This window comes from Armatimonadota bacterium, from assembly GCA_018268395.1.
GTDB lineage: Bacteria > Armatimonadota > Fimbriimonadia > Fimbriimonadales > Fimbriimonadaceae > JAEURO01.
In genome coordinates, this window is record JAFDWQ010000008.1 from 80,874 (window position 1) to 105,128 (window position 24,255).

A 24,255-nucleotide genomic window follows, 5' to 3' on the forward strand; every position below is an offset into this window, starting at 1 on the left:
ACATGCGAAACGTCACCCTCCGCACAGCATTGACCTTCGCCGCTGCGACGTCCGGCGTCCTCGCCCGACCTTGCATCTGTGTGTACGAGGCGGGTTCGTGGGCGGCCGTCTCGGACGAGACGTCGCTTCTCGTCTGGGACGAGAAGAACAAGACGGAACACCTCGTCCGGGCCGTGAGCTTCCAGTCCAAAGCCAAGGACTTCGGGTTCCTCATCCCGACCCCGACCGTGCCGGAGATCAAAGACGCCGACGCCGCGGTCTTCGACACGCTGGGACGGATCGAACACGAAAGCTACGCGTCACGAAACTTGGACTCGAAAGAGGCGGCAGGGGCAGAAGTGTTGGCCGTACAAAAGGCGGCCGGCCTCATTGCGACGACGTTGCGGGCGGACTCGGGAAGGGCCCTCGAAGACTGGATGAAGTCGAACGGCTATCCCGTCACTGGTGACGTGAAGGCATGGGCGAAGCCGTACCTGGACAAAAAGTGGCCGATGACCACGTTCAAGGTCGACCCTGATGCCGGATCGAAGGACTCGCCGACGCGCGCGCTTCGGATGAGCTTTAAGGCCGAGCAGCCTTTCTATCCCTATCGTGGATATCAGGTGGATTCCTCGACGGACAAGGCCCCGGAGCGGCGCCTCAAGCTCTACGTCCTGTCCCGTGTCGCGATGGAAGGCGTTTTCGGGGCCGGCGATTGGTCGCCCCGGCACCGGGACGCGATCCCGGAACGACTCTCGGAGAAGGACCGGGCCGAGATCGAGAGACTCTCTTCTTTGCCTGCGGGGTCGCTCGCGGGCCTGACGACCCTGACCGTTTTCGACGACAGCGTGCCCGCATCCAAGCGGACCTCCGACCTCACGTTCCGGCATGACCGGGCTTCCGAAGCCGGCCGAACGATGGCGGGCGTCCTGACCGTCGGCGGTTTTTTCGGCGGAGGTCTTGTCCTCTTGACACTGTCGCGGCGACGCCGTAGGCTGTCGCTCGTCCCCGTTACTGGGATCTGAAGTCATACTGCAGGCCATGCGAAGGTTCCTGCTCCTCACGGCTGCCGCCGTCGCGGTTTCGGCCCGCGCCCAAGACGACATGATGAAGATGATGGAAGCGGCGGCCAAGCCGGGCGAGTTCCATCAATTGATCGGAAAGATGGCGGGCGACTGGACGGTCGAGGTCCAGTACAAGATGGGCGAAATGGAGGGCAAGAGCACGGCCGAATGCCATGCGGAGTGGATCCTCGACGGCCGGTTCCTTTCGAAGAAGTACTCCAGCGAAATGATGGGACAACCCTTCACCGTGCTCCAAACGGTCGGCTACGACACCTTGCGCAAAGAGGTGTTCGAGTGGCAGATCGAGAGCAACAACACGGGCCGGCTCGAGACCAAGGGCAAAGTCAGCGACGACAAGAAGACGGTCACGTGCACGGGCGACGCCCTGGATCCGATGACGATGAAGCCCGCCAAGCTCAAGACCGTGACGAAGTTCGTGGACGACGACACCTACGTCATCGAGTGGTGGATGAAGGTGGGCGATGCCGAGGAGACGAAGCAGGTCACGCTCACCCACAAGCGAAAGAAGTAAGAGACCGCTACGTTCACTGGAGTCGTCCTCGCCGATCCTTTCTGCTCCGAGCGGGCGGCGAGCCCTCGGTTCACAAGGCGATCGAACGCCACAACGACCCTAGACCACCCTCGCATCACCCCCGCAAAGCGTGTTTGCGGGGGTGATGCGGGGGTCATGTGGGGGTCATGCGGGGGTCGGACCCCTTCAAGAAACCGTTGTGACCTGTGACGCCGACATGATCGCGGACCGGAGAAAGCCGTCCAATGGACTTGTGTCCGGAAGCGGCCCGGGACGCACGGCGACACCGGCCAGACGCGGAAGTTCGGTCTCGATGAACGCGCTGATCGGTTCGATCCTTGGCGACGTTTCCTTTTCCAGGCCTGCGACTTTGCGCAGAAGGAGGTCGTCGACCGCCGACTGCAGGCCGTCGCTCAACGTCAGGCCATGGCGGAGCGCGTCGAACTCCATCGGAACAGGGCATGGTCGTGTCTCTCCCGAGAGCTGTCGCTCGAGCCAGAGGCAAGCGAACAAGGGTCGAAGGACGTACAAGTACTTCTTGAGCTGCACGTCCGGACCGAGCAGATAGTCTTTCAGGTTCCCTTGGGCCATGCTGAGGTAGTGAAAGAAGCACCGATCGGGGGAATAATAGGCTTCGGCCACCGCTAGGAAACCCGGCCAAAGGTCGTCGTCCCGGTGATAGACGAGGGGACAGCGCGTCCACTCGAACAAGGGCGGGTTGGACTTTCTCAAGAGGCCCAGGGTCTTCCGCAACTCCCATCCCGCCAGATCGATGTCTCCGGGAAGCATCCTCTCGATCACGTCCCGTCCCTGCTCCACCGAGAGGTACCAATCGATGGGATGCACGTAAACGAACCGGACGTCGTAATCGCTGTCCGGCGAGGCGAACCCCCAAGCCCGGCTCCCGGACTCGCACGCATAGAGGATCCGGACGCCGTGCTCCTGCGAGACCTGGTGCAACGCGTCCTGGATCGCGTGCTTCTTTTGCTCGTCGACGGGTTCCACAGTCGGATGAAGGTACCTCCAGAGTCGGCCCATCATCCGTCTCCCGACAGTGAGCCCTTGTTCAAGACATCGTTAAGGCACCGGCCTCTCGACCGCCTTGAGCCGGCAACCCTGCCGGTCGGACCGCCTAAACTGGAAACTCCATGCGCCTCGCCTTGCTCGCCCTCTTGGCCGCGACGTCCGTCGTCTCGCATTCCCAGACAGCGTTCGGCCCGAACCCGCCCCGGTTGACCGTCGTCATCAGCATCGACCAGTTCCGGAACGATTACACCGAGCGGTTCGCACCCTACTTCCTTCCCGCGACGAGCGGCTCGACGGTCGGCGGGTTCAACTACCTGCTGCAAGGCGGTGCGGTCTATCGGGACGCCCACCACGGTCACGTTCCCACCGAAACCGGGCCGGGCCACGCGACGCTTTTGACCGGTAGTGAACCGAGCCTCAACGGCATCGTCGCCAATGCGTGGATCGACCCCCTCGCCATCGATTGGGCCTCGGGCAAGCGGCCGTCGAGCGTCTATTGCGCCTCCGACCCTGATACGGGCGAGGTCAACGGCGGCGGAAAGATGAGCCCACGGAACCTCAAGGTCACGACGGTCGGCGACGAACTCAAGCTTGCGACCGCAGGCAAGGCGAAGGTCGTCGGCATCGCCTTCAAGGACCGCGCCTCGATCTTCATGGCGGGCCACGCCGCCGACACCGTCATCTGGACGAACGGTAACGGCGGATGGGCGAGTTCCACCCACTACTGCCCGAACGGCAAGCTCCCGGGTTGGGTGGAGAAGCTGAACGCGGACAAGCCGTTCGACGCGTTCGTCGGCAAAGACTGGGAGCCGTTGCTCGCGGCGGACGCGTACGGGACCACCCGCAAGGCCCCCGCCGAGAAAGACCCGCCCGTGGGAAAGGTGTTCTCCCATGGGCTCGGAAAGGAAGCGAACAAGGCGTATTACGGAGCCGTCGCGACCAGCGGCTTCGGCAACGACATCGTCGGAGCCACGGTCGAACGCGCGCTCGACGCCGAATCGCTCGGACAGGACGACGTGCCCGACCTCCTCGTGATCAACCTGTCGTCGAACGACTACGTCGGCCACCGGTTCGGGCCGAACAGCCCGGAAGTCATGGACACGACCGTGCGGACGGACCGCATGCTGAGCAAACTGTTCAACGCGATCAACGCCAAGGTCAAGGGCGGGCTGCGCGAGACGGTGATCGTGATCACGGCGGACCACGGGGTCGTGCCCATCCCCGAAGAGTCGGCCAAGGAAGCGCACACGGAAGCCGCGCGCCACAGCGAATCTGCCGTCGAAAAAGCGGTCGAAGCCGCGCTCGCCGCGAGATTCGGAGCGGGGGACTGGTGCGTCGCATCGATGCCGCACATGTATCTCAACCGCCCCCTTATCGCTTCGAAAAACCTCGACCCGACCACGGTCCAAAGGGCGGCCGCCGAAGCCGCGATGACCGTTCCCGGAGTCTACGGAGCGGTCGCGGCGGGCGACGTGTGGACGGGCCGCGTGCCTCAGGTCCCTTGGGGCCAGCTCGTCTCGAACTCTTACAACCCGCGTCTGAGCGGCGACGTCCTCGTGTTCGAGTCACCCGGCGCCTACTTCGGCGGCGGGACGGGCACGGGCCACGGCTCGCCGTGGAACTACGACACACACGTGCCGATCCTCATGCGCGGCAAGGGGATCGAGAAGGGCAAGCACTCGGAGCGCGTCTTCACGAACGCGATCGCCCCGACGTTGTCCCATCTGCTCGGCGTGGAATATCCGACCGGCTGTATGGGCACGGTCCTTCCGGGCGCGCTCAAGGAGTAGGCGCGGGCACGTCGAAACGGCAGCCGCAAGCGAGCTCCAGCGTCACAGGCGCCTGGAGCTCGCGCCTCTCGTCGCCCGCAAAATGAAGGACTCGTCCCGACCTCGGATCGACGACCACCACGTCCTTGACCCCTTGACGCAGGTAGAAGGGTACACCGACCTTGAGGTCTTTCCCTTTGTATCCGCGACTGAGGACTTCGACCACTGCGTCGGGCATCATCGTGACCGGGCTGTCCTTTTCCAGCGGTTCTTGGCAGAAGACGGAGATGTCCGGCCGCTTGACCGACCCGTCGGCGAATTGGACGAAGACGTCCGAGTAATGAAAGCATCCGCAACCGCGGTCGTGCCCGCCTGAAGTCCGGATGCTCGATTCGATCTTGTAGATCAGCCCTTGGTGGCGCAGCATCGGGAACGCCTCCCACGTCGGTGTGTCACCCACGATCTCCAATTTGATGCCAAGCTGCTCCGCGTCTTCGAGGAGCTTGATGGTCAGATCGGGGTTGTCGAGCAGGAACGGACTCGGGCCCTCTTCCCCTTCGATCCAGGACTCGATCTCGCTTCGGACCTGTCGGAGCCGCGCGTCGGTGACGCCGTACTTGGCGCAATGCTCCTTCACCGTGAGGGACGAGTCCTGCTTCGCGCCGTAGCACAGCCCGTAGAGCTCGATCCACTGCTCCCGGGTCAGTCTTGAACTCGAAGCCCGTTTACGCTTGCGCACCGAGTCATGTTACGCTAACGCTGACACTTACGGGCCGTGCTCCCGGAAAATGCTGACAACGAGTATCGTTGGCCAGGGCGGCAGTGGAACCATCCGCCCGGGAGAGACACGATGCATTCCCTTCACGAACTCGTCCTCGGCCGTTTGGCCACCGTCCGCAAGGACCTCGACGCCATCATCTCGCGCCTCGACGACGGCTTGCTCGACTGGGCGCCGCGCGAGGGCATGCGCACGGTCAGGGGCCAACTGGTGGAGATCGGCGCGACCGAGATCCAAGACCAGCACCTCTTGCGCGGCCACACCCATGTCGAATACCCGGAAGCCGAGGCTCAACTCGGCGATTCCTCGACCGTCGAAGCCCTCCGCCAAGGCCTCAAAAAGGTGCGTCACGACACCGTGGTCATGATCGAAGCTTGGACCGAGGACGACCTCGCCGAGGAGATCGCCGTCCCCCACGGTTGGTTCGAGTCGCTCGGGCTCCACGAGGTGCCACGCGCGGAGGTGTTCCGTAGCATCGCCTTACACGAGTGGTATCACACCGGGCAGTTGGTGTCGTATCTCTGGGCGCGCGGCGACGATCCCTACAAGTGGTGACGGCTCCGGTTTCTGCCGGCGAACGCGGTCCGGGACAAGCGGGCACCGTCGTCCACGCTTGTCCTGGCTCCGCAACAGTCGTTCGCGAAGTGTCTCCTCCGTCAGGGGCGGGTCGAGCCCGACGGTCGGTTCAGTTCAAGGGCGCGCCTTGCGGCGTCCTGTGCGGCGATGGCCTCGTTTCTCGCAGCCATGTACTTGGCCGCTGCTTTGGGGTTCCGGCGCGCCCAGGCCGTGTCATCTAAGCCACCTGTATCGGGAAGATTCGGCCCGAGGGTTCCGGTCGACCGCAGGTAGGCGACAAAAAGGAAGCCACTGTCCGCAGCATTGCCGCCTGTAAGCGTATAGAACCTCAGGTTGCCCGAATTGGAGGTGGTCCGGATGACGTCACCTTCGAAGCTGAGGGTGTTCGCGGTGGCGACGTCGCCGTTGAGCACCGAATACGAAGAGGATCCGATCGTGATGTCATAGACACCTGTGCCGATCTTGTTGACCGTGAAGTTGCCTGTCCCGTTCTTGATCTCTCCGTCGAACGCTACCCATCCGTACACGGCGGGCACGCAGTTGTAGTTCGAGCTTCCGTAATCGCGCTGGATGTCGCCTTTGGCTTGGACGGCGGTCGTCCCGTCGAGTCCGAGGCTCACTTGTGGGCCTGTGTCGTTCATGAACAGGGCCGCCCGACCCGAACCGACGGCCCCGAGGACTCCGAATCCCGTGTCCGAGTCCCCGTAGACACCGATACCCTGCGACGTCTTTCCGTAGACTCCGTACCCGCCTCCGTCTTGGCTCCCGTAGACGCCGATGCCGTTCCCGGCGGTCCCCTTGTTGACGCCACGGACTCCGACGGAAAAACTGCCCGGGGAGGTGCTCGTCACTTGGCCGAGCACGCCGAGGGCTCCCGCGCTGGCCGACAAGGTCTCGCCGAAGACTCCCGCGCTCGTCCCCGTCCCCTGGTTGTGCCGCCCCCATACGCCGACCCCGTTCGCACTGTGCGTAAAGAACAGTCCCCCGACCGTGTTGCCCGACGCGCTCATCTGTTCACCGACGACGGCCCGCCCGCCCGCACTGGCGCTCGTGAAGTAGCCGCCGGCACCGAGGCCCGTCGTCGCGTTGCTCTGCCCATAGACCGCGACGCCTGTCCCGGAGATCGACCGCAAAGCTTGAAGGCCGCCCGTCTCCTTGATCTGCACCCGCGCGAGTCCGGGAGTGTCGTTCACGCCGACCCGCCCCGCGACGACGTTTCCGGAGACGTTGATGTGGCCGGTGTCCGGCGAGCCCGGGCTGGAAGCTTGCAGCGTGACGAAGTTCACCGCCATCGGCAGGGTAACGGCGACCGTCGCGACCGATGCAGCGACCGACACCAAGACCGTTTTGTAATCCATCAAGGAGAACGACGGAGAAGGGGTGGATTTGGGACTAAGGCAAAGCGAACATTTCCCGGCGGAAACGGCTCAAATGTCTCGACCGCGAAGCAAGGGCGACGACAGGCTCACTGCGCGATCTTCAGTCGCCGGGTGGCCGGGGTGAACGGGATCTCCGTGCCCGTTGCACCCCGGTTCCGAAGGAACGACTTATGGCGAGGTCCTGCGGAAATGGGCAGAAACGCTTGCTCGGCCCACGGGCCACGCCGAGGGCAGAAAGGAGCGCTTTGTCCTTGCCACCCGTCGACACTCGCTACAGCGTCGGTACTGACGAGGGGCACCGATTTCGGCACCCCGGAATGAAACCTATCGTAGATTGAGGTCATGACCGCCGTCCTCACCGCCGCCCTCGTGCTAGGACAGCAGCCGAAGTACGTAACCTTGGACGACTACCAGGTTGGCCCGTACCAGAAGGCATTGACGATGGGCTCGGACTATCACCCGATATTTGGCCTTGACAAGCGGCACTGCCTCTTCGGGCAAAGACGTACGTGGTTCCAGGTGAACGGCAACGAGGACGACCTTCCTCTGACGCTCACGGTTGGAAATGGGGAGCAGAAACTGTCGGCACCGGGTCAACTCACGTGGAACTACTCCGCCGAATATGGAGGCTGGCTGGGTGGCCCGGTCTGGCAACGCGCCATGACAAGCTGCCCGCCCATGCCTGTCCCGTTGCAGACCGGGTCGACGACCAGACAGGGTCACCCGTCCAAACTGCTTCCTTGCCCCGGGCAGAAGCCGTTTCCGGCCCGCTCCGGCCCTTTTCAGGTTCAAAACGCGTTTTGAGGGGTCTTTCCGGAAAGTTTCCTGTCATCGGCGGACCGTTCCCCGACATCGGCGGACCGTTCCCTGACATCGGCGGACCGTTCCCCGACATCGGCGGACCATTCGCTGACATCGGCGGACGGTCCGCTGAAAAGGGGGCCCTCCGTTTCGAACGACGCGTCCCCAGGGTCCCACATCGGAGCGCGGGCTTCAGCCCGCATGGGGTCCGGGGACTTCAGTCCCCGAAAGGTGCGGACTCAAGTCCGCAAGGCACGCTTTGCTCTGAAGTCGCGCTCCGAGCACCGGATGCGGACCGAGGTCCGCGCTCCATGGACCCCGTCCCCCGCCCTACCCGCGCAACCTGTCTTTGAACCCGGCGTATACTCAACGGCAAGATGGGAATCTTCGACAAGATCCGCGGCGAGTTCATCGACATCATCGAGTGGACCGACGACTCCACGGACACGATGGTCTACCGCTTCGAGCGGCAAGGCAACGAGATCAAGAACGGCGCGAAGCTGACCGTGCGCGAGTCGCAGGTCGCGGTCTTCGTCGACGAGGGCCGCATCGCGGACGTGTTCCAGCCGGGCATGTACACGCTCGAGACCGAGAACCTCCCGATCCTCTCGACCCTCAAGGGCTGGAAGTACGGCTTCAACAGCCCGTTCAAGGCGGAGGTCTACTTCGTGAACACGAAGCGGTTCACCGACCAGAAGTGGGGCACGATGAACCCGATCATGATGCGCGACGCCGACTTCGGCATGGTGCGAGTCCGGGCGTTCGGCACCTATTCCCTGCGCGTCAAAGACGCGGCCACGTTCCTGAAAGAGGTCGTCGGCACGAACTGGGAGTTCACGGTCGACGACATCAACACCCAGCTCCGCAACTTCATCGTGAGCGACTTCGCCGAAGCGCTCGCCGAGACGAAGATCCCCGTCCTCGACCTTTACAGCAAGTACGACGACATGGGCGGCTTCCTGACGGGGCGCATCCAGCCGAAGTTCGAGGAACACGGCCTGGAGCTGCTGAACCTGATGATCGAGAACGTCTCGGTCCCGCCGGAGGTCGAGCAGGCGATCGACACGCGCAGCAAGATCGGCGCGATGGGCGGCGTGATGAACGAATACATGCAGATGCAGGCGGGCGAGGCGATGGTCAAGGGCGCCGAGAACCCGGGCGGCATGGGCGGGATCGGCGCGCAGATCGCGGCGGGCCAGATCATGGGGCAGATGGTGCAGAACATGGGCCAGCAACAGCAGCAGCAGGCTCCGGCCGGGGGCACGCCGCCTCCGATGCCTCAAGCCAAGCCGTACCACGTCGCCGTGAACGGTCAACAGCAAGGCCCGTTCGACCGGGCCGCGCTGCAGTCCATGGCCGCGAGCGGTCAGTTGACGCGCGACACGCTGGTCTGGACGGGCGGCATGGCCGAATGGACGAAAGCGGGCGACGTCGCCGACCTGAGCGACGTCTTCGGCAGCGTCCCGCCTCCGATGCCTTCGCAGTGAGGACGGCCGGAACGCTCCACCCCCAACCCCCTCCTCATGTTCGGGGCACGAACCATCCCCTGCACACGAGGAGGGGGCTTGCCGATGACGGCGTCACTCACAGGGATACAATGCGCGTCGGAATGACCTTCGGACTCTTCGGACAGAAGACGATGTCGACCGAAGCGTCGATCGCTCCACCCCCAACCCCCTCCTCCTATTCGGGGCACGGACCCTCCCCTGCAAACGAGGAGGGGGCTCGGTGAGCCAAGTCCTGCGCTACCCGTGCTCCGAGTGCGGCGCGAAGCTGGAGTTCGCACCGGGGACGACGTCGCTGAAGTGCCCCTATTGCGGACACCTCGAACAGATCTCGACCGAGGGTGCCGAGCCCGTACGCGAGCTGGACATCCAGGCGTTCCTCGACCGTGCCCACCTCGACGCCACGCTTGAGACGGACCAAGTCCTGCACTGTAACCAATGCGCGGCCGAGTTCACTTTGCCCTCCACCCAAGAAGCGGCGCGATGCCCGTTCTGCGGGTCGAACGTGGTCGTGCCAGGGACGCCCGAGAAGCGCATTCCGCCGAACGCGGTCATGCCGTTCCAGATCGACCCGAAGACGGCGCGGAAGAAGTATCAAGACTGGGTGGGCAGCCGGTTCTGGGCTCCGAACGACCTCAAGAAGCTGGCCCTCGCGCATCACGGGCTCCAAGGCGTCTACATCCCCTACTGGACGTACGACGCCGAGACGTTCACGCGCTACACGGGCATGCGCGGCGAACACTATTGGGAGACGGAGACGTACACCGACTCCGACGGCAACACGCAGACGCGGCAGGTCATGCGCACGGCGTGGTATCCAGCGGCGGGCGCGGTGGACGTGCCGTTCGACGACGTCCTCGTGCTGGGCAGCACGCACCTGCCGCAGATGTACGCGCAGGCGATGACGACGTGGAAGCTCCTGGACATCCAGCCTTACCAACCTGCCTTCCTCTCCGGTTTCCAGGCGATGCGCTACGACCTCGATCTGGCGACGTGTTGGGACACGGCGATGTCGATGATGGCGCCCGTGATCGACGGCGCGATCCGGTCGGACATCGGCGGCGACGAGCAACAGATCCACTCGAAGGACACCGAATACTCGAACGTGACGTTCAAACACCTGCTCCTTCCGATCTGGTCGGGTGCGTACCGTTACCGAGGCCGTTCGTGGCGGTTCCTTGTGAACGGTCAGACGGGCGAGGTTCGGGGCGAGGCTCCCGTGAGCTTCTGGAAGGTGCTGATCGCGGTGATCCTCGGTCTGATCGTGATCGGAACGATCGTCTACTTCGTGCAGAAGAACCGCTAGGCCGGCGCAGGTGCGAGCTGGTCGGACACTTGGAGCAAGAGCTGGTCCAAGGCGTCGTCGCTCCACCTCGTGCCGGGCGTCGCGGGCCGCTCTCCCATTCCGGTCGCCGACCGTTGCCAAGGGGCCAGCGACGTCTCGAACCCGGGTTCGATGATCGTCGCCGCTTCGCGGAGCCGCCCGGCCAGTTCGGACGCGCCGGTCTGCACCGCGGCGGCGCAGAAGACGGCCAGTCCGTTCGCGGTCAAGGTCGGTGACTCCAGTTCGCGTCCGATCCGGAACCCGCGCCACGCGTCGGCGACGGCGCTACCTACGTCGCCGGCCTTGACCGAGCACCAAGCGTGACAAATGCTGACGACGCCTTCGAGCGACGCCGCTCCGACGCGCTTGAACTCGCTTTCTGCCTCGTCGAGGACTTCGACCGCTTTGTCCGGCCGGTCCAGGTCGAGGAACGTCTGGGACAAGTCGGCGAGGAGCTCGCACGAGAGGGCGTTCTGACCACGTTCGCGGCTCGAAGCCAAGGCTTCTTCGAACAGGGCTTGGCTCTTGGCGGGCTCGCCCAGATAGCGCCACAATCCGGCGAGGTTTCCAAGGGCGGCCATTCGGATCGCCGTCTGACGGCCTGGATCGTCACTGGCCGGTTCGTCCGTGCTCTCGAGGACGGCTTCCCAGCACGACCGCGCGCCCGCAACGTCGTGTGTCAGCAGACGGGCGTTGCCGAGGTTGTTCAGACAGGAGGCGAGGCTCAACGGCTCGTCGGCCGTTTCCAAGAGGGCCTTGGACTCCTCCAGAAGACGGATCGCGTCGTCGACATGGCCCGTCACAGCCGATAGGTGCCCGATCGAGTTGTATGCGATCGCCGTCTCCCGGGCCCAACCTTGGGGCGAAGGCATCGCCAGCAGCTTCCGGCCCCGGACCCTCCATTCGACCGTGTGGCCCCTTGCGATCGTGAACGGCAGCAGCTTGCCGACCATGGTCAGGGTCGGGCCCGGACACTCGTCCAAGAGCAGGGCGGTGTCGGCCGCGAGCCGGAAGTTGTCGTGTTCGGCGTCACCCAAGGCCAAGGCTTCTTTGGCATGCCGTCCTTCGAACATCGTCCGGATCCGCTTGGCGACTTCGCAGCACCATTCGCGGTGACGGGCCAAGACCGCTTCGTCTTCGCCCTCCGCTTTGCAGCGTTGCCAAGCGAACTCGCGGACGGGTTCTAGCATGCGGAACCGGATGCCGACCGGCGTGTCCTCGGTCAAGAGAAGCGAACTGCCGCACAGCGCCTCGACCGTCTGGAACGTGTTGCCCTCGCCGAAGACGGCTTCGATGCCGTCCAGGCCCGCCCCTCCGCGGAAGCAACCCATCGAACGGAGCAGGGCTTGCTCTTGCGGGTCGAGCAGTTCGTAACTGGACTCCATGACCGCAGCGAGGGAGCGGTGCCGGTCAGGGACGTCCTTGCGGTTGCTCGTCAAGAAACGCATGTCCTCCAGTCGGACAAGCAGTTGCGCCGGAGACGACATCGTCATGTGGGCCGCAGCGAGTTCCAGCGCCAGCGGTAGCCCGTCGAGCCTGCGGCAGATCTGGACGACAGCCTCCGAGTTGGACGACGACAGCTCGAAGTCCGGTCTTTGGGCTTGGGTACGGTCGACGAACAGCTTGACGCTCGGAGATTCCGCCGTCTCGGCGGGCCGTGCCCCCGGTTCCGGCACGGGGAGAGGTTGGAGCGAGAGGACACGCTCGACTTCGAGGAAGGACGTCCGACGGGACGTCACCAAGATCCGTAGGTTCGGGCACGCGACGAGGAGGTCTCGGACCGCTTCGGAGGCGCCGTCGACCAGCCGTTCAAACCCGTCGAGGATCAGAAGGGAGGGTGGCCCGGAAAGAAAGCCGACGAGCGCGCTACGGTCCTCTTCCCGCGTGGTCCGAGGCAAGTCGAGGGCCTCGCAGACCGACGACAGGAACCACTCGGCTCCACGGACTTCGGTCAGGGACACGAAGTGCGTCCGCCCTTCGTATGCGGCGGCTAAGGCGTGCCCGACCCTCAGGGCCAGAGCGCTCTTCCCTGTCCCGCCCACGCCCGTCACGGTCCAGAGACGGGGCGATTCGTCGTCCGTGGGGTCGAGGGCGTCTTTGAGGCGGCCGGTCTCGTCCTTTCGGCCGAAGAACCTCTTGAGCAGCGGTGGTAAAGCCGGCGATCGGGACGGTTCCACCTGACCGAAGGGTCGTGCCGTATCTCCCTTGAGTCCTGCGGCCGGCCCGGACCTTCTTGAAAGCGCCGCGGCCAGTTCCCGTGAATCTGGCGCTTCGGGAACAGCCTGGAGCGCGGAGACCGCGGCCTGCCCCGGTTTTTCGCCCCAAGCGTCGTCCAAGACCCGCTCTAGGGTTTCGAACTGCTTGATGGCTTCCGACGAAAGGCCGGAGGCGCCATAGGCCCGGATCGCGGCGACATGGATGTCTTCTCGAAGCGGAAAGAGCGTCAGCCCCTTTTTGCAGAGGGCGACGGCGTCCCGGGCGTGGTCTTCCGCCACCATCGCGTCGACGGCGTCGCAGAGGGCCGCTGCGTAGGCCTCTTCCAGAGCCAATTGGTGTGGAAGCGCCCATTCGAACGTGACCTGGGCGAGGGCGTCTCCACGGATCCAATGAAGGGCTTCCGTCAACAGCGGGATCTTCTCCAGGTTCGAACGGCAGCGGTCGGCCAGGCCCGTCAATCGCTGGAACTCGGCCAGATCGGACGTGACCGTGTCTTTGCACAGCCAGACGTGAAGGCGGTCCGACCCGACCACCGCGCCCTCGCGGCCCGGAGGATCAAGTTGCCGTCGAAGGGACGAGAGCGCCGTCCGCAGGTTCTGCCGGGATTCTTCTTGGCCGCTTTCCGGCCACACCGCGTCGGCGAGTTCGTCACGGGTGACAGGGCGGGAGTCGTGGACGGCGATATAGGCCAGGACCGCGGCCGCGCTCTTCGACCGAAAGCGGTCGATCCTGGAGCCGGACGGGCTCTCCACACCGACGGTCCCCGTCAACCTGATCGTCCAAATCCTGTCCGTTGTGCCCTCCGGCCCGCAATCGTCCGTCCTGTCCGGCGGACTACTTAAGATACTTCTGGTCGATGTCGGAAAAACCCCAATCCTGCAGTTTCTTGGCCCAATCGCTCAGGCCTGCTTTATCGACCTTGACCAGACTCATTTTGTTCACGGCTTCCACGGCTTCGCCCTTGATCACCTTGCGGTAGACGATATCGACGCTCGTGTGGCCCCACTCGTAGGTCGGCTGTGCGAACAACACCGGGGCGACGCCCTTGTCGATGTAGTCAAGTTGCGCGGGAAGGCAGTCGACCGCGACGATTTTGACCTTTGCCGGATCGAGATCGAGGAGCGACCGTGCGAAGAGGGGCCACCCACCGATCATCGCCCAGCCCTTGATCTCGGGGTTCGCCTGCATGACCTGGAGCACCTTCGCGCTCGCGTCCTGCGGCGTTTCGGCGTGATAGAACGTGCCGACGATCTGGATTCTGGGGAACTTCTTTGCGGCATCTTCGACGCCCTTAGCCCGCTTCTGCAAGTTCGGGGCGTTCTGGTTTCCGGCCAAGACGGCGACCTTTCCTTCTTCTCCGATTTGATGGGCGAGTTCGTCCATGACGAGCGTGCCCGCTTCCGCGTCGTCGGCGCCGTAAAAGGCGAACCGCTTAGAGTCGGGCGCGTCACTGTCGAACGTCATGACCGCGACGTTCTTGTCCACCGCATCGTTGATGGCGCCTGTGACTTTGGTCGCGTCCGAACAAGAGATCAGGACCGCGTCGGCCCCGTCGTTGACGGCTTGGGCGATGCGCTGGGCTTGGACCTGGCCGTCTTCGGTCTCCGGGGTCAGCCAGACGACTTGGACGTCGACGCCGTCCCTTTCCTTGATCTCCTTGGCTGCCGCTTCGGCGCCTGTTTTCGCGGCCAGGAAGACCGGGTTAGTGGAACTCTTGGCGATCATGGCGATCTTCAGAGACGTGGCCGGCTTGCCGGCGTTGCCGCCCTTGTCGGCGGAACCTGAGCCCTGTGAACCGTCGGTTCCCGCGCCGCAACCCGCGAGCGTCAGCAAGGCTCCGGCCAGGAGTGGGAGGATCGTGCGCCTCATGGACCGGAATGTACCCGCGAGCTCGCGGCGACGAACCTATCGGGTCGGTCGGGATCGGCCATAATCTCTCCAGTCGCGGAGCGGTGTCCGAGTGGTCGAAGGAGCGCGACTGGAAATCGCGTATAGGGCACAAACTCTATCGTGGGTTCGAATCCCACCCGCTCCGCCAGATTTCCCCTCCTATTCGATCCCCTGGATCCCCGGCAAGCGCGTCGTCACCGTCTCGACCGTGCCATCGATCCTTAAGACCAGAAGTTCCCTCTTCAGAGCCCTTGTCGCGGCCGCCAGGGAGTAGCCGTTTTCGTCGATGCAGAAGACGGTCCTTTCGCCATTCCGCGGGGCCGCTGAGCCCGGACCATAGAGCGGGAACGTGAAGTGGCTCCATGCGATGTTGTTCTGCGCGTCGAACTTCCGGGAGGCGCTCAGACGGAGCAAGACGGGCTTGATCGACCATTTGTGCCCCGGCTCGGTCATCCGCACCAACTGGTCCAGATTCGATGGTAGGCCGGCGTCGGCCAGTGTCTTCCACTTTCCTACGGGTTTGACGCCGTGATCGACGCGGTAGACCTTTAGGGCGCGCCCGATCGCTTCCAGCTTCAGGCGCGCCTCCTCGGCGCGGTAGTCGTTGTCGAGTCGCGGGACTTTGACCACGGGCTCCGGCTCGGGAAGGCACCCAAGAGCACCCGTCAAGACCAAGACGCCGGTCGCAACGGTCCAGAAAGACCTCGCCGTCTTCGGCTCCAAGAAGCCGTCTGCCACCGATCGACTCTACCTCTCCTCACCGGACGGCGCCCCTTTACGGCACGCCGGAGCGCGGTCCCTGCACAATCAGGGCACTTATGGCACCCGGGCTCGAAGAGGTCGAGATGCGGTCTTCCGTCTTGGAGGCGGTCTTACAGGACGTCCGGAACGGACGCGTCATCCGGTTGCCGGATCCGGTGATCGACGGTACCGCGTCTGCGACAGCGCTTCATCTCGTCGGGTCCGAACCGAACCCTTACGGGGGCATGTACGGACCGTACCGCTACCAGTTCGAGGGCGAAGACGACTTGTTGCACCTCTTCGTGGCGAGATCGGACGGTGACGAACTCACGCCTGAGGAAGGGCGTACCGTCGCGGCATGGGTCTTGGAAACGGTTCCGCCCGGGCTCGTGTGGTTCAAGCCCGGGCGGTTCACCCAGCATTTCTATCTCGGACACGACGATCTCGTCGCGGCCTTGTCCGACTGACGTTACTTGTCGCGGAGAGGCATTCCCATCAACTTGAGGAACGCTTTGCCTTCTTCGTCGTTCTTCGCCGTCGTGCAGACCGTGATGTCCATACCGCGGATCTTGTCGAACGAATCGTAATCGATCTCCGGGAAGACGAGCTGCTCTTTCAAGCCCATCGAGAAGTTGCCACGACCGTCGAACGACTTCGGCGAGAGGCCCTGGAAGTCACGGATACGGGGCAGGGCCACTGTGGCGAGTTTGTCAAGGAAGTGGTAGGCGCGGTCGCCACGGAGCGTGACACGGCACCCGACTTTCATGCCTTCCCGGACTTTGAAGTTCGAGATCGACTTGCGGGCGGCGGTCGAGACCGGCTTTTGGCCCGTGATGACCTGCATGTCCGACATCGCCTTGTCGAGCTCCTTCTCCTCGCTGCCCGTCCCCATGTTCACCACGACCTTCACGAGGCGCGGAACCTGCATGACGGAGCTGTACTTGAACTGCTCCATCAGGGCCGGGACGACCTTGTCCTTGTAGACCTTCTTGAGCCGTGCCGACGGCAACTTGCCCTGCGTACCGGCTTCTTTCTCTTTGCGTGCCATGACCTAGATCAGCCCTCCTTCTGCATGTTGGGCTCGTCGAGGATGGTCTTCCCGCTCTTCTTGGCGTAGCGGACGATCTTGCCGTCCTCTTTGCGGCGGCCGATGCGGCTCGGTTGGCCGCTTTCGGGATCGATGACCATCAAGTTGCTGATATGGACGGGGACCGGGATGCGCACGCGCGCCGACCGCTGGCCTTGGTACTTCGCTTTGAAGTGCTTGATCGCGGCGTTCAACGGTAAAGGCTGTTCCGGGTTCTCCTCGTTGTCCTGGAGGACGATCGCCTTCATCTTCTCTTGGCTGACGGCAGCGACGAAGCCGGTCTGGCCCTTGTCCTTGCCCGCGATGATCAGGACCTTGTCTCCGGTCCGGACCTTCAGCTTGACGTGCTGCTTCTTGGCTTTGATATCGGCTTTGGTCGGCATATCAGATGACCTCCGGTGCGAGCGAGACGATCTTCATGAAGTTGGCGTCCCGGAGCTCGCGGGCGACGGGTCCGAAGATTCGGGTACCCCTCGGTTCGAGGTTCTGCGGGTTGATGACCACGCAGGCATTGTCGTCGAAGCGCAGGGTGCTTCCGTCGGCACGGCGGACGTGCCGCTTCGTGCGGACGATCACCGCTCTGATGACGTCGCCCTTCTTGACGGGCATGTTCGGGGTCGCGCTCTTGACGCTCGCCACGATGACGTCCCCGACGCCTCCGTATTTCGGTTGCGAACCCTTCAGTACGCGGATGCACATCACCTCACGCGCGCCACTGTTGTCCGCCACCTTCAGCCTTGTGAACTGTTGGATCATCTCTTGTTCCTTGTCGTGCCCGTCGTCCGTGCCGAGCCCGCGCGCGCCATCGGCCCTCGCAAGGGCTGAGGCGCGGGGCGCGTCACTTCACCTTTTCGACGATACGGACGACCCTCCATCGTTTCTCTTTGCTCAGGGGCCGAGTCTCCATGATCTCGACCGTGTCGCCGACGTCGCAACCGATCTCGTCGTGGGCCTTCACACGGTTGGTGTTCCGGACCGTCTTGCCATAGATCGGGTGTTGACCCGCCCTTTCGAGCCGGACGACGACCGTCTTGTCCATCTTGTTCGAGGCGACGACGCCGCGCCGCGATTTTCGGGTGTGCCGGGCCTCGCTCACTTCTGTCCTCGCTTCTTCTCTTCGATCAGCGTCAGGAGACGGGCGATGTTATGGCGCCGGACCTTCAGGCTGGCCACGTCCGTCAACTGGCGGAAGACGAGGTCGCGTCGCGCTTTATAAAGGGCGGCGCGCTCTTGGCGGACCAGCTCTTCCAGTTCAGGGACGCTCTTGTCTCTCAGATCGGCGGCTTTCAACGCTTTCATTTCGGGATCGTTACTCCTGGACCTCGGCCACGGCGGCCGTTTCCGTCGACTCGGGGGCGTCCTCGCCCGCAGCGGCACCGTGGTCGCCCTTCGTGCCCTTGGCGGGCGGCACCCATACGAAGCCTTCCTTCACGACGAACTTCGTGCGGATCGGCAGTTTGTGCTGGGCGAGCCTCATGGCTTCCTTGGCGACTTCGGGCGCGGGGCCCGTCATTTCGAACATCACGCGACCCGGTTTTACGACGGCCACCCAACCTTCGACGCCCGCCTTACCTTTGCCCATGCGCTGTTCGAGCGGCTTCTTGGTGTAAGGCTTGTCCGGGAAGATCCGGATCCAGACCTGGCCGCCGCGCTTGATGTGGCGGGTCATCGCGATACGGGCGGCTTCGATCTGCCGGGCGGTGATCCACCCGCAGTCGTCCGCGACGATCGCGTACTCGCCGAAACTCAGCTCGGCGCCGCCTTTGGCACGGCCGCACATACGGCCTCGGAACTGCTTGCGGTACTTCGTCCGCTTAGGCATTAACATCGGCTTTCACCTCCGGACCCGTGGTCTCGTCGGAGCGCGGCTGGAAGTCCCCGCCACCCTCTCGTCCGTCACGGCCGCCACGGCGCGGCCGTCGCATCTCGCTCGCGGCTTCGGCCGCGATCGCGGCCATAAGCTGCCGCTCGGGGAGGACTTCGCCCTTGTAGATCCAGACCCGCACACCGACGGTGCCATAGATCGTGTAGGCGATCGCGTAACCGTAGTCGATGTCGGCCCGGAGCGTGTGCAGGGGCACTTTTCCGAACTTGTCCTGTTCGACGCGGGCGATTTCGGCGCCGTTCAGACGGCCGCTGACGATGACCTTCATGCCTCGCGCGTTCATGCGCTGGGCCCGCGTCATCGACTGGCGCATGGCGCGCCGGTGGCTGATACGCTTTTCAAGCTGGATCGCGATGTTCTCGGCGACGAGTTGCGCGTCAAGTTCCGGCTGGCGGACCTCGGCGACGTTCACCTGGACCTGGCTCGTCGGGTCCTCCCGTCGCAGCCTGCGGTTCAGCTCGTTGCTGATCTCGTCGATGCCCTTGCCGCCTCGGCCGATGACGGCTCCGGGCCGGCTCGTGAAGACCGTGACCTTGACACGGGTCGCGGCCCGTTCGATCTCGACTCGGCTGACGATGCCCTTACCCAGCTTTTCGCGGAGGTAGGCACGGATCTTCTGATCGCTCGCCAGGGTGTGCCGGTATTCCTTCTTGTGGACGAACCAGTGGCTGTCGTGGCCACGGATGACGCCGAGCCGGAAACCGACCGGATGGATCTTCTGTCCCATTACGCCTGCTCCTCCTCTTTCGCCACGGGGGCCTCGGCCCCAGGCGTTTCCGCCGCCGTTTCCTCGGCCACGGGGGCTTCGGCGACCGCTTCCGGCTCGACCGCTCCGGTCTCCACCGTCTCTTCGGTCACGGGTTCGGCCACCGTCTCTTCGGCCACGGCTTCCTTCTTGGCGCCCTTGGCCTTCTTCGGGGCCTCGAACTTCGGACGCGCCTTCGATTTCGTGCCGTGCGGCTTGACCTTGCCCGCCGGTTCGTACTCCTCGACGACGACGGTGATGTGGCTGGTCTTCTTCAAAATGCGGTTCGCCCGGCCCATCGAGCGGGCGGTGATGCGCTTCATCTTCGGCCCCTCGTCCACCATCACGGTGGCGATCCTGAGGTTCTCGGGGGAGATGTTGAGGTTCTCCTGCGCGTTCGCCATCGCGCTGATCAACACCTTGCGCAGATAGAAGGCGCCTTTGCTCGGGTGGAAGCGCAACACCTCGGCCGTCCGTACGGCCGAACTGCCACGGACCTCGTCCGCGACGATCCGCACCTTACGGGGCTGCACCCTCAAGTATTTTGCGACTGCTCGTACTTCCATTTCGTCTCAGTTCTCAGGATCCAAAACCCTGTCAGGACGGCGTACCGGACGTGTCCGGAAGCGCCTGGTCGGGGCTGCGCAAGGAGGCGGATTGTACCTTCTCCCGGCCCGGCCCCCAGGGACTCACTTGACTCGCACACCCCGCTCCGGGATCGACCCGTCGTGGCCCCGGTAGGTCCGCGTAGGAGCGAACTCTCCGAGCTTGTGGCCGATCATGTTCTCGGTCACGAACACGGGAAGGTGCTTGTTGCCGTTGTGGACGGCGATCGTGTGCCCGATCATCTCGGGGATCACGGTCGATCGGCGCGACCACGTCTTGATCAGTTTCTTTTCTCCGGCCTCGTTCATCGCCATCACCTTCTTGTAGAGGTGGTCGTCGATGAAATAGCCTTTCTTGAGACTTCTCGCCATAGTTCCTCAGATCACTTCTTCACGTCTTGGCGCCGGCGGACGATGAACTTGTCCGTGCGCTTGTTCTTGCGCGTCCTACGACCGAGGGCCTTGTTGCCCCAGCGGTCGACGGGGCCCTTCTTACGGCCGACGGGCGACTTCGCTTCACCGCCGCCGTGAGGGTGGTCGCGCGGACTCTTGACGACGCCGCGGACGTGCGGCTTGCGGCCGAGGCCCCGGTTCTTGCCGGCCTTACCGAGCTGTTCGTTCTCGTGCTCGGCGTTCCCGACTTCGCCCACGGTCGCGCGGCACTCCGCATGGACCATGCGCATCTCGCCGCTCGGAAGCCGTAAAGTCACGTAGTTCCCTTCCTTGGCCATCACCTGTGCCGCGCCGCCGGCGCTGCGGACCATCTGGCCGCCGCGTCCCGGTTGGAGCTCGATGTTGTGGACCAACGTACCGAGCGGAATGTTCTTCAGCGCGAGGCAGTTGCCAGGCAGGATGTCTGCGCCTTCGCCGCTCCGGACCGTGTTGCCGACGGGCAGGTTCTTCGGGGCGAGGATGTAGCGCTTCTCTCCGTCGGCGTATTCGACGAGGGCGATGCGGCACGTGCGGTTCGGATCGTATTCGATCGCGGTCACGGTCGCGTCCATGCCGTCCTTGTCGCGCCTAAAGTCGATGATGCGGTACCGCCGCTTGTTGCCGCCGCCCCTGTTGAACGACGTGATCCGGCCCGTATGGTTCCGGCCACCGGACTTGTTCAACGAGGTCGTCAGCGACTTCTCGGGCTTCTTCTTCGTGACTTCGGAATAGGTCGACGCGATGAGGTGGCGTCGCCCTGGAGAAGTCGGCTTGGCTTTTTTGACTGGCATGGCTTAAATCCCGTAGTCCTCGAGCATCTGTCCTCTGGCCAGCGTCACAATCGCCTTCTTGAAGTCAGGACGCTTGCCCTTGCTCCTTTGGCCGACCCGGCGCGACTTGCCGTGGACCTTGATCGTGCGGACGCTTTCGACGACGATCTTTTCGTCCTTGTCGCGTTTGCCCGCGTTGTACATGTCTTCGACCGCTTTCTTGATCTCGATCTTGTTGCTGTCCGGCGCCACGATGAACGTGTACTTGCGCTGAAGCTTCTGGTCGTCCTTGATCCTCGGGTCGCCGTAGCTCAGGGCCACGGTCTTTTCGGTGACGTGCGGACGGATCACGATGCTGTGGGGGTCTTTCACGCTTTGTCCTCCTTAGCCGTCTTTTTGGCGGTCTTCGGCGCGGCCTTCTTCGGCGCCGGAGCCTCAGACTCGGAAGCCGAGTACGTCGCTTCCACCGTCGCGAGAGCGTCCTTCGCCATCAACACCTTGTGCGCGACCAGCAGGTCGCGGGTGCTGAACGCCGCTCCACGGCCGTCTTTGCGGGGGGCCGTCCGGACTTCGACGCCTTCGATGTTCTGGAAGCTCTTGATGGTGGCTTCGTCGTGGTCGGCGAGGACGACAAGGATCCGCTTGGCACCGGCCAAGCCGCTCTTGGCGATCAAAGCCGCCGCGTCCTTGGTCTTCGGCGACGCGAACGCGATCTTGTCGACCACGACCAGGTCGCCTGACGAGGCCTTGTCAGCGAGGGCGCCGAGAAGGGCCAACCGCCTCTCTTTGCGGTTCACCTTCTTCGTGTAGTCGCGCGGCTTGACCGCGAGGGCCATACCGCCGTGCGCATAGTGCGGCGCGCGGATCGTGCCTTGCCGGGCGTTGCCCGTCTTTTTCTGCTTGTACGGCTTTTTGCCGCCGCCACGGACCTCGCTGCGCGTCTTCGCGCTTTGCGTGCCTTGCCGGGCGTTGGCCTCTTCCGCCACCACGACGCGGTGGAGCAGGTTGGGGCTGACGTTCAGCCCTTTCAAAGTGTCGAGAAAGTCGGCCATGGCTTACTTCGCCTCCTTGTTGATCGTGACCAGGGTGCCGTTCGCACCGGGGACGCTTCCGCTCACCAGGATCAGGTTGCGCTCGTTGTCGACGCTCACCACCTTCAGGCCCTTCTGCGTCACGCGTTCGTCGCCCATGTGGCCCGGCTTCTTCGTACCCTTGAAGACCCGCTGCGGGCCCGTCGCACCGCTCGAGAGCGGACGCCTGTGGGTCATGTAGCCGTGGGTCATGTGCTGGCCCTTGAAGTGGTGCCGTTTGACGCCGCCTGCGAAACCTCGGCCCTTGCTCGTCCCCGTGACCGTGATCTTTTCGCCGGCGCTGAAAATGTCGGCGGTGATCTCTTGTCCGGCTTCGAAGCCGTCGACCTTGTCGACGCGGAACTCGCGAATGAAGCGCAGGTTCTTGTTCAGGCCTGCTTTCTTCAGGTGGCCGTACTTCGGCCAGTTCATCTGCTTCTCGCTCTGGTCGCCGTAGCCGACCTGGACGGCACTGTAACCGTCCTTGTCAGGCGTCCGGACCTGAGTGACGTAGACCGGCCCGGCCTCGATGACCGTGACCGGGATAAACCGTCCCTCGTCATCGAAGACGTGGGTCATCCCGACTTTCGTACCTAGGATCCCTGGTAGCAAACTTTCCTCCGTTGGGCACCCTGACGGCCGGCGCGCACCCGCCGCAAGCGCGGCAGATCGCGACGGTCCCCTGTGGGCACCGTTCTCAGACTGGTCCTTCGTTTCAGCTTCCCGCGGCTTCCTTGCGCAAACGGCGTCGCCCTGAACCCAGGGTCGCCGCGCAAAGGGCCTCGAAGCCGTGACTTCAGGCTCGCTTTCCGAGCGGACGAGACTATACCACGAGGAGCTTGCGAGAGGTTAGGGCCTTAAGGTTCCGAGTAGCTCACGCGCCAGACCCGCCCCGCTCCCTCGTCCGCGATCAAGAGGGACCCGTCCGTCCAGACCGCAAGACCGACCGGGCGACCGTACACCCGTTGTTTCGTCCGGTCCGGGCACCATCCCTCGAGAAACGTCTCGACCCGCCGGTCCGCAATGCCGTCGTGGAACTTGATCCGGACGATCTCGTAGCCGCTCATGATGCGACGGTTCCTTGAGCCACGGGTCGCTACGAACAGGTCGCCCCTGTACGGTTCGGGGAACATCGGACCGTCGTAGAACGCGATCCCGAGCGGCACGGAGTGCGCCGTCAGGAGGACTTCCGGCACCTTCGGTTCCGGAAGTTTGGTCCGAGGCAGCGGCACGCGCGGGTCACGGTGTCGGCCCGTGAAGTACCAGGGCCACCCGTAGAAGTCGCCCTTTCGGACCCGTGTGACGAACTCCGGCACGAGGTCGTCCCCCATGAAGTCCCGTTCGACCGCGCTCAGCCAGACCTCGTCGGTGCCGGGCCGGTAGGCGAGACCGACCGGATTGCGGAGCCCGTCTGCCCATACCTCCCGGTTCCGGCCGTCAGCCGAAAACCGCATGACCGTGCCCCGTGGCGGCTTCTCCGGGGACTTGTCCGTCTCCGAGCCGACGGTCAGGAGGAAGTGCTCGCCGTCCGGCTCGAAAAGGATGTTGCGGGTCCAATGTTGCTTGTAACCCCTGGCCGGAAGTCCCGAGACGACGGTCTCGCCTGGGCCCGTCGGTCGGTCGTCGCCTGCCCGGAACGGGTACCGGACGACCTTGTCGGTCTCGGCCACGTAAAGCCATTCCCCTTGCAGCGCCATTCCGAACGGAAGGTCCAGGCCCTCGAGGAACGGGAGTTTCACGTCCGCCTTCCCGCCATGGTCCGTATCGCGCATCAGGACGATCCGGCCCTGATAGCATTCGGTCACGAGCACGTCCCCGTTCGGAAGGGCCAACAGCCACCTCGGACTCTTCAGACCGTTCGCGAAAGAGGTGACCTGGAACCCGGGCGGACCGTGCAAATGGGACGCGTCCCGCGGCCACGTGACGAGCGGCGGCTGATCGACCGACCGGGAAACGTACGGCTTCGGTAAACGGGCGGGGTCGATGAACGTCGTCTTGGGCGTCCATGGTTCTTGGGCGAGCCAAAGACCGAGCCAGAGCGCCATCTTAACCTGAGAGACGACGGCAGGCTCCCGGCTGC

At 64.0% G+C, this 24,255-nt stretch carries 28 protein-coding genes and 1 tRNA gene; 9 read left to right on the forward strand and 20 right to left on the reverse strand.

What is annotated here, in order from left to right; genetic code table 11:
- Window positions 1–2: 2 nt before the first annotated feature.
- Both JST30_12945 and JST30_12950 read left to right on the forward strand, forming a co-directional pair.
- Complete coding sequence (locus tag JST30_12945) at window positions 3–1,004, forward strand: DUF2330 domain-containing protein (GenBank protein MBS1715234.1); 1,002 nt, start codon at window positions 3–5, stop codon at window positions 1,002–1,004.
- Window positions 1,005–1,020: 16 nt separating this feature from the next.
- A complete protein-coding gene (locus tag JST30_12950; GenBank protein ID MBS1715235.1) occupies window positions 1,021–1,575 on the forward strand; it encodes a DUF1579 family protein in 555 nt (184 codons plus the stop codon).
- 186 nt (window positions 1,576–1,761) lie between these two features.
- On the opposite strand, the gene JST30_12955 is transcribed toward JST30_12950, so the two are convergent.
- A complete protein-coding gene (locus tag JST30_12955; GenBank protein ID MBS1715236.1) occupies window positions 1,762–2,580 on the reverse strand; it encodes a nucleotidyltransferase domain-containing protein in 819 nt (272 codons plus the stop codon).
- 143 nt (window positions 2,581–2,723) lie between these two features.
- On the opposite strand from JST30_12955, the gene JST30_12960 reads away from it, so the two are divergent.
- Complete coding sequence (locus JST30_12960; protein ID MBS1715237.1) at window positions 2,724–4,391, forward strand: alkaline phosphatase family protein; 1,668 nt, start codon at window positions 2,724–2,726, stop codon at window positions 4,389–4,391.
- On the opposite strand, the gene JST30_12965 is transcribed toward JST30_12960, so the two are convergent.
- On the reverse strand, window positions 4,381–4,884 hold the full coding sequence (locus JST30_12965) for a Uma2 family endonuclease (GenBank protein ID MBS1715238.1): 504 nt from the start codon (window positions 4,882–4,884) through the stop codon (window positions 4,381–4,383). The genes JST30_12960 and JST30_12965 overlap by 11 nt on opposite strands.
- Before the next feature lie 336 nt (window positions 4,885–5,220).
- Here JST30_12965 and JST30_12970 point away from each other — a divergent pair, with 336 nt between their 5' ends.
- A complete protein-coding gene (locus JST30_12970; protein MBS1715239.1) occupies window positions 5,221–5,703 on the forward strand; it encodes a DinB family protein in 483 nt (160 codons plus the stop codon).
- Between the two features lie 101 nt (window positions 5,704–5,804).
- Here the strand turns inward: JST30_12970 and JST30_12975 are convergent, their stop codons facing one another.
- Entirely contained in the window at window positions 5,805–7,082 is a 1,278-nt protein-coding gene (locus JST30_12975; GenBank protein MBS1715240.1) for a hypothetical protein, read from the reverse strand.
- A gap of 363 nt (window positions 7,083–7,445) precedes the next feature.
- Here JST30_12975 and JST30_12980 point away from each other — a divergent pair, with 363 nt between their 5' ends.
- From JST30_12980 to JST30_12990, 3 genes are all read left to right on the forward strand, one after another.
- Complete coding sequence (locus tag JST30_12980; GenBank protein ID MBS1715241.1) at window positions 7,446–7,907, forward strand: hypothetical protein; 462 nt, start codon at window positions 7,446–7,448, stop codon at window positions 7,905–7,907.
- Window positions 7,908–8,281: 374 nt separating this feature from the next.
- Window positions 8,282–9,391: an SPFH domain-containing protein gene (locus JST30_12985; GenBank protein ID MBS1715242.1), complete on the forward strand. Its 1,110-nt coding sequence runs from the start codon at window positions 8,282–8,284 to the stop codon at window positions 9,389–9,391.
- Between the two features lie 241 nt (window positions 9,392–9,632).
- Window positions 9,633–10,715, forward strand: a complete 1,083-nt coding sequence (locus tag JST30_12990) for a hypothetical protein (GenBank protein MBS1715243.1) — start codon at window positions 9,633–9,635, stop codon at window positions 10,713–10,715.
- Here JST30_12990 and JST30_12995 read toward each other — a convergent pair.
- Entirely contained in the window at window positions 10,712–13,720 is a 3,009-nt protein-coding gene (locus JST30_12995; GenBank protein ID MBS1715244.1) for an AAA family ATPase, read from the reverse strand. The genes JST30_12990 and JST30_12995 overlap by 4 nt on opposite strands.
- A 64-nt stretch (window positions 13,721–13,784) precedes the next feature.
- Window positions 13,785–14,819 (reverse strand): substrate-binding domain-containing protein, encoded by a 1,035-nt coding sequence (locus JST30_13000; protein MBS1715245.1) that lies wholly within the window; start codon window positions 14,817–14,819, stop codon window positions 13,785–13,787.
- Window positions 14,820–14,896: 77 nt separating this feature from the next.
- On the opposite strand from JST30_13000, the gene JST30_13005 reads away from it, so the two are divergent.
- Window positions 14,897–14,988 (forward strand) — tRNA-Ser (locus JST30_13005).
- Window positions 14,989–14,999: 11 nt separating this feature from the next.
- Here JST30_13005 and JST30_13010 read toward each other — a convergent pair.
- On the reverse strand, window positions 15,000–15,578 hold the full coding sequence (locus JST30_13010; GenBank protein ID MBS1715246.1) for a hypothetical protein: 579 nt from the start codon (window positions 15,576–15,578) through the stop codon (window positions 15,000–15,002).
- Between the two features lie 80 nt (window positions 15,579–15,658).
- Here JST30_13010 and JST30_13015 point away from each other — a divergent pair, with 80 nt between their 5' ends.
- A complete protein-coding gene (locus JST30_13015) occupies window positions 15,659–16,048 on the forward strand; it encodes a hypothetical protein (GenBank protein ID MBS1715247.1) in 390 nt (129 codons plus the stop codon).
- 2 nt (window positions 16,049–16,050) lie between these two features.
- Here the strand turns inward: JST30_13015 and rplE are convergent, their stop codons facing one another.
- The 14 genes from rplE to JST30_13085 all read right to left on the reverse strand — a co-directional run bounded on the left by rplE (window position 16,051) and on the right by JST30_13085 (window position 24,220).
- Entirely contained in the window at window positions 16,051–16,629 is a 579-nt protein-coding gene (gene rplE / locus JST30_13020; protein ID MBS1715248.1) for a 50S ribosomal protein L5, read from the reverse strand.
- Window positions 16,630–16,637: 8 nt separating this feature from the next.
- Window positions 16,638–17,051, reverse strand: coding sequence for a 50S ribosomal protein L24 (gene rplX / locus JST30_13025; GenBank protein ID MBS1715249.1), 414 nt, complete (start codon window positions 17,049–17,051; stop codon window positions 16,638–16,640).
- 1 nt (window position 17,052) lies between these two features.
- Window positions 17,053–17,424 (reverse strand): 50S ribosomal protein L14, encoded by a 372-nt coding sequence (rplN, locus tag JST30_13030; GenBank protein ID MBS1715250.1) that lies wholly within the window; start codon window positions 17,422–17,424, stop codon window positions 17,053–17,055.
- 82 nt (window positions 17,425–17,506) lie between these two features.
- Window positions 17,507–17,764 (reverse strand): 30S ribosomal protein S17, encoded by a 258-nt coding sequence (gene rpsQ / locus JST30_13035; GenBank protein MBS1715251.1) that lies wholly within the window; start codon window positions 17,762–17,764, stop codon window positions 17,507–17,509.
- Window positions 17,761–17,967: a 50S ribosomal protein L29 gene (gene rpmC / locus JST30_13040; GenBank protein MBS1715252.1), complete on the reverse strand. Its 207-nt coding sequence runs from the start codon at window positions 17,965–17,967 to the stop codon at window positions 17,761–17,763. The genes rpsQ and rpmC overlap by 4 nt, the downstream gene beginning before the upstream one ends.
- A 10-nt stretch (window positions 17,968–17,977) precedes the next feature.
- On the reverse strand, window positions 17,978–18,496 hold the full coding sequence (gene rplP, locus JST30_13045) for a 50S ribosomal protein L16 (GenBank protein ID MBS1715253.1): 519 nt from the start codon (window positions 18,494–18,496) through the stop codon (window positions 17,978–17,980).
- Window positions 18,483–19,280, reverse strand: coding sequence for a 30S ribosomal protein S3 (rpsC, locus tag JST30_13050; protein MBS1715254.1), 798 nt, complete (start codon window positions 19,278–19,280; stop codon window positions 18,483–18,485). Before rpsC ends, rplP begins: the two co-directional genes overlap by 14 nt.
- Window positions 19,280–19,864, reverse strand: coding sequence for a 50S ribosomal protein L22 (gene rplV / locus JST30_13055; GenBank protein ID MBS1715255.1), 585 nt, complete (start codon window positions 19,862–19,864; stop codon window positions 19,280–19,282). The genes rpsC and rplV overlap by 1 nt, the downstream gene beginning before the upstream one ends.
- Window positions 19,865–19,987: 123 nt before the next feature.
- Window positions 19,988–20,275: a 30S ribosomal protein S19 gene (gene rpsS / locus JST30_13060; GenBank protein ID MBS1715256.1), complete on the reverse strand. Its 288-nt coding sequence runs from the start codon at window positions 20,273–20,275 to the stop codon at window positions 19,988–19,990.
- An 11-nt stretch (window positions 20,276–20,286) separates the two neighbouring features.
- Window positions 20,287–21,126, reverse strand: a complete 840-nt coding sequence (rplB, locus tag JST30_13065; protein ID MBS1715257.1) for a 50S ribosomal protein L2 — start codon at window positions 21,124–21,126, stop codon at window positions 20,287–20,289.
- A gap of 3 nt (window positions 21,127–21,129) precedes the next feature.
- The gene (rplW, locus tag JST30_13070) at window positions 21,130–21,477 is read right to left on the reverse strand and encodes a 50S ribosomal protein L23 (protein ID MBS1715258.1); all 348 of its coding nucleotides are present in this window, start codon (window positions 21,475–21,477) and stop codon (window positions 21,130–21,132) included.
- A complete protein-coding gene (gene rplD, locus JST30_13075; GenBank protein ID MBS1715259.1) occupies window positions 21,474–22,157 on the reverse strand; it encodes a 50S ribosomal protein L4 in 684 nt (227 codons plus the stop codon). The genes rplW and rplD overlap by 4 nt, the downstream gene beginning before the upstream one ends.
- 3 nt (window positions 22,158–22,160) lie before the next feature.
- A complete protein-coding gene (rplC, locus tag JST30_13080) occupies window positions 22,161–22,787 on the reverse strand; it encodes a 50S ribosomal protein L3 (protein MBS1715260.1) in 627 nt (208 codons plus the stop codon).
- A 245-nt stretch (window positions 22,788–23,032) separates the two neighbouring features.
- A complete protein-coding gene (locus JST30_13085; GenBank protein MBS1715261.1) occupies window positions 23,033–24,220 on the reverse strand; it encodes a sorbosone dehydrogenase family protein in 1,188 nt (395 codons plus the stop codon).
- Window positions 24,221–24,255: the final 35 nt, after the last annotated feature.